A 5180-nucleotide genomic window follows, 5' to 3' on the forward strand; every position below is an offset into this window, starting at 1 on the left:
CAAGCCTGTTTTGAAATCGCCTTGCTTAAACTGCAATGCGATAAATGGTGGGCTCGCCAATTAAAAACCCTGCGTAAACAGTTTTTAGAACTACTAGAAATTGCAACCGGCCAAGTGGGTAAAGACCTTTACTACGACAAAAAAAACCAAAAACCTAAACGCCGGGGTATTAGCCCGTATTCATCAAAACAAGCACAACGTGAATTTAGCTTTGCCCAAGCCAGTGGTCGCCAGTTCCTCGAAATGATGGAACTACAAAGCAGCGACGGCGATGTAATTAACTTAATTGAAGCCGTAAAAAGCGGCATGGCAAACCCTGCTAACCGCCGTAATGAGCTAATGCTACGCATCCGTGAAACCGAAGAACTAGCCGATGAAATGGGCTATGTTGCCATGTTTTACACTATTACATGCCCTGCGCGTTTTCATGCCAATGCAAGTACGTGGGACGGTTCGACCCCCAAAGATGCGCAAAATTATTTAACCACAACATGGGCGCGGGCACGTTCAAAGTTAAACCGCCGTGAACTTAAATACTTTGGTGTACGTGTTGTAGAGCCACATGCTGACGGGTGTCCGCACTGGCACATGATGTTATTCATGCCAAAAAACAAACTTCAAGAAATCAACGCTATTTTGCGTTGGTACTTTATTCAAGAGGATAAAAGCGAGCTTTACGATCGTTATGGCCCCGAGCTTACCCGCGCCAAAGTATTTAATAAATTTGTAGATATAAACACCCATGGCACCCACATAAAAACAGTAGAAGCCTGCGTTAAATACCGTGCAGGGACTGAGAAAACCAAGTTATTTAAAATCTATAAACAAAAGCGCAGCGAGTGGGGCTTTGCTAAAAAGAAAGCCAACGAAGTAGCCATACAACGCAATAAAGAAGAGGCAGAAAAAGCCAAGGCTGAAAAAAGAGAGCCTAAAAAGTTTAAGGCGAAAAACCATAAAGCGCCTACCAAATTTTACCGTACTTTTAGCCCACGCTTTGACGCTGTAAAGCTTGATAAAAGCAAGGGCAGCGCAGCGGCCTACATTGCTAAATACATTAGTAAAAATATTGATGGTTACATGCTGACTGATCATGTTGACGCCGACACAGGCGAAAACCTGCAAGAGCAAGCCAATCCCGTTTTAGCCTGGGCAAGTACGTGGAACATTCGCCAGTTTCAATTTCAGGGTTCGCCAAGCGTTACGGTTTGGCGAGAGCTTCGCCGTATGCCAAAAGGCAAACCAATTAAAGACGAAATAATAGAGCCAATTCGACATGCGGCAGATAACGCCAATTGGAAAGATTACGTAAAACTACAGGGCGGCATGTGTATTGGCCGCGCTGCTAACTTTAAATCAATGTACGAAGACACCCCAATGGGCAACGACTACGCCGAAGTAGTGCGCCGTATTAAAGGTGTTGTGACCAATATTGATTACAAAGCCGTGCTTACACGTTTGTTTAACAATGTGCATAACGTAACGGATGCAACCAGCTTAAAAACCCGCCTTATAGAATGGACAAGACAACTCAAAGGTACAGCAGAGAAAATTGCAGCTAAGGCTAGCACCAACGTCGGCGCAGCCGACCTATCTTGGTCTAGTGGTAATAACTGTACGCCTATAGCCGTGGGCTCTAGCGCCGAGTTAATACTCGATATGGTGGGGTGTGATAAAAAACAGATCTCAGAGGTTAAAAAGGATCTAAATAGCGGCAAGAGGATCGCCAGAGACGGCCAAATTTACCAAATTAAAAACGGCCAACTTCATGTTTTAGACGAAACCGCACAAATAAAACACAACAAGCACCTCGCTATTGAATACCGAGCAAAAACACTCGCCCAAAAATCGGCAAGCTGGCATGTAACAGAGAGTCACTGGCAGCAAGCCCGCCAATTAGTAGACCTAGCTTACCAATATGCACAGCTTGACGGGCGCGAAACCCTTAATGCAACGCGCAATGAACTCGGTGAGTTCCATTATGGCGAGCCTAAAAACGGCCTGATCACCATTGGCGATTGGGACTTAGCAATTTTAGTAAACAATAACAGCGCATCAGCAATCAGTGACAACGATTGGTGGTCACTGGATTTAATGGCGTAGGAGAGAAAATGACTATTCAAATTTCAAAAGTACTCATGCCAAAGGCATGTATTAGTTGCCAGGCATTTTGCCCAAAGGGGTATGCAGAGGATCAGCACAGCCCGTTTATTACTAAATTCGACAAGCCTGCGCCTAAAACTCAATACGGCCAATGCGGCAAAACCAACAACAGCGTATTTGCCACCGAAATTTGCACCGGCTACCAGCAAGAACCTAACGCCGATGTATTTGCAGTAACTAACAGACCACAACCAAAACAACAGGTGAACAGCCATGGCCACAGGTAAAGTAAAAGCGGGTGACGTTTTCAACAATTGGACAGTATTAAACGAAGACCGCCGTAACAGAGGGGTGCAGCATTTTATGTGTAAATGCGTATGCGGCACCACTCGCGTAGTACGTAAAGATAACTTAGGACTTGTTCAAGGCTGTGGCTGTGATCGCAAAACCTACAAAGCACGCACTGGTGAAACCAAACCACGCACTAAAAAAACGCGCATTGTGTCACCCAAACCAGTAAGCACACCGGTAAAAATATCACATCATGAAAACCAAGAGCCACGGCCGCAATACCAGCAGCGCAGCAAATCAGCCCGCGAGCTATTAGAAGAGCGCTTAGCACAAAAGCAGTTAGAAAAAGAATTAAGCGAATTATGGTGAACCATGAAAGCAACCGTTAAACGCCGCAACTGGATATTTCACTCAGTTGTTAAAACCAAAACATTAAATACAACATTAACCAAAAAGGAAACGCACCATGCACCAACAAAATAAACCACTCGACAAAGGCCGTGTAGCCTGTATTGCTGAAAAATACCAGCAAGGCAACACTACCAAAAACCGCTACGCCACACTAGGCCGCGCCACTAAATGGCCGAGCAACAACCAAGGCGGCAGCGAAAGCGTAGAGATAGAGCTCGACACCATGCCAATAAACCACCAAGGCCCGTTAAAGCTGTATATTTTTTGGGATAGCGAAAACCAACAAAACCAAGAACAAAGCCAAGGCTACGCACCGCAGCAATACCAAGGGCAGTACGAACAGCAGCCACCGCCGCAACAATACGCACCACAGCAACCAGCGCCACAACAACAATATGGCAGGCAGCGCCAGTAAAAAATAAAAACAGCACCCACAAAAAAGCCCGTTTAATACGGGCTTTTTAATGCGTGAAATAAAGTAAAAGCTAAAGCCCAACTAATTCCAATTGTTGTTCGCGAGGTAGGCTTTTAATAAGTGCAGCGGCTAATTGTTGTGTGGTTTGTACCGGAGGATTTAAGAAGTGATCAAACGATTGGGTAATACGGAACGTAGCCCCGCACTCTTTTGTATTGGTACATGAGCAGTATAAATTTACTACGTGCGCACTTTGCGTTTCACGCGATGTAATCGTAGCTTTAGCTTCGCAATTTGGACAAGTAACCCGCGCCATAATATTCACCAATCGTTAATAAAACACACTGTCATTATATACAGTGGTTTGTGCATAACAAATAAGAAGTTAATTATTCGCTGGTTTTTATAAAGATATTAAATCCAAAATTGATCGTTCTTATATTCTGGGTAAAACTTTTTAATCAGAAAGTTAATTGGTTTAAAGGCTATATGGTATGTTTGAAAAAATTTAGGTTCGAGTTAGACCGCAGATAATATTAATAAAAAGAACAGCCTATTATTATCATTTGTATTTATTTGAAAAATTGTTTAATCTCAATATAAAGAGTAAAAATAAATAATTTTATAAAAGGTTAAGGATGATAAAAAGAGTACTACTAGTAGTGTCTATTATATTTGTTAGTTTTTGTTATGGTTTAGGAGTAGGGCACTATAAGATATTTCCTTATAACCAAATTAAATCTATAAAAGCAAAACTGTTAAGCGAATCAGATATAGAAAAATCAATTATTCACAGCTCACATTATATGTCTCATCTGTCGCTTTTTAAGGGATTATCTAATGAATATGATGTGGTTTTTCTAGGGGATAGTATTACTTACTTTGGTCTATGGAACGAGGCTTTTATAGATAAAAAAGTTGCCAATAGAGGTATTGGAAGTGACACCTCAGAGGGTATATTAAATAGAGTTGATCAAGTATTAGCAATGAACCCTAAAACTGTTTATATTATGTTTGGAATAAATGATATTGCAAATGGTGAGAAAGTAGAAGATATATTTAAAAGATACAAAAATATAGTAAATATCTTAATTGAAAGCAAGATAGAAATAGTTATTCAATCAACATTATTAACGAGTAAAGATAATTGGAATATAAAGGTCAATCAATTAAATAAATATTTATTTGATTGGTCGAAAGATAATGGATACGTATATATAGATTTAAATGAAAAATTAGCACCATCAGGTTCACTAACTACTGATGCTTCATATGATGGAGTTCATTTAAAAGCAGAAATGTATTTGAAGTGGTTTGAACTAATACAAAAAAACATCTAAGCAATTTCATTTGGCAAGAGTGATACTACAAGACTATTTTAAGTAGCATACCCTTGCTTTACTCAATATTAGCTTTACGCGCTGGGCTCTAAATCAAAATTTAGCTGTAACTTACTGCCAATTTCAGGATCCCTTGCTACTTCATCACTCATTAATTTAATGAGCGGTTTAGTCTCATTTTTAAAATACATGGCATCGTATTTAGTCGGGTCGCCAAGGCCTGCATTGTTGGCCGGAATAATACCCGCCAAGCCAGGCGGAAAGCGGTGGGCGTTTAATATATCTTGCGCCGATACGTTTTTAACGTTCATAAACTCGTCTTTACTTTCAAAATTACCCACAGGGATTATTTGTAAGCCTTTTTCTTTACCGTTGGGAATGTTTACAAACAGCGAGCGGAAGTTACCCACGCCTTTACTGTCTTGTATTTTTTCTTTTATATCGTCTTCAACATCAGGGTCTAAGTTAGGATCAGTCGCGTACATAATAAAACCCATGTGTGCGCCGTTTAAAAAGTACTTACGGCGGAACAGTGTGGCATCTTCATTTAATAACGTGGCTTGTAACCCGCCTAAGTAATCGGCCAAGCCATACACTTGTTGCACGGGGTCATATTGGCGAAC

7 protein-coding genes are annotated in these 5180 nt (G+C 41.0%); 5 read left to right on the plus strand and 2 right to left on the minus strand.

Annotation, left to right across the window (positions count from 1 at the left end; translation table 11 throughout):
* The 4 genes from L641_RS0120890 to L641_RS0120910 all read left to right on the plus strand — a co-directional run.
* The coding region (locus tag L641_RS0120890) for a replication endonuclease (RefSeq protein ID WP_024603021.1) at nt 1-2100 on the plus strand (2100 nt) is incomplete at its 5' end.
* Between the two features lie 8 nt (nt 2101-2108).
* Entirely contained in the window at nt 2109-2387 is a 279-nt protein-coding gene (locus tag L641_RS0120895) for a hypothetical protein (protein WP_024603022.1), read from the plus strand.
* Entirely contained in the window at nt 2374-2760 is a 387-nt protein-coding gene (locus L641_RS0120900) for a hypothetical protein (protein ID WP_024603023.1), read from the plus strand. The genes L641_RS0120895 and L641_RS0120900 overlap by 14 nt, the downstream gene beginning before the upstream one ends.
* Nucleotides 2761-2857: 97 nt before the next feature.
* On the plus strand, nt 2858-3217 hold the full coding sequence (locus L641_RS0120910) for a hypothetical protein (protein WP_024603024.1): 360 nt from the start codon (nt 2858-2860) through the stop codon (nt 3215-3217).
* 70 nt (nt 3218-3287) lie between these two features.
* Here the strand turns inward: L641_RS0120910 and L641_RS0120915 are convergent, their stop codons facing one another.
* Nucleotides 3288-3533 carry an ogr/Delta-like zinc finger family protein gene (locus tag L641_RS0120915; protein WP_024603025.1) on the minus strand — a complete coding sequence of 82 codons (246 nt, stop codon included), beginning with the start codon at nt 3531-3533 and terminating at the stop codon, nt 3288-3290.
* A 346-nt stretch (nt 3534-3879) separates the two neighbouring features.
* Between L641_RS0120915 and L641_RS0120920 the strand changes: the two genes are divergently transcribed.
* Nucleotides 3880-4557 (plus strand): GDSL-type esterase/lipase family protein, encoded by a 678-nt coding sequence (locus tag L641_RS0120920; protein ID WP_158000855.1) that lies wholly within the window; start codon nt 3880-3882, stop codon nt 4555-4557.
* 74 nt (nt 4558-4631) lie between these two features.
* On the opposite strand, the gene L641_RS0120925 is transcribed toward L641_RS0120920, so the two are convergent.
* Nucleotides 4632-5180: phage portal protein (locus L641_RS0120925; RefSeq protein WP_042849449.1), on the minus strand; the 549-nt coding region annotated here is incomplete at its 5' end.

Origin of the sequence: Pseudoalteromonas sp. TB41 (assembly GCF_000497975.1) — a bacterium.
In the GTDB taxonomy this organism is placed as follows: Bacteria; Pseudomonadota; Gammaproteobacteria; order Enterobacterales; family Alteromonadaceae; genus Pseudoalteromonas; species Pseudoalteromonas tetraodonis.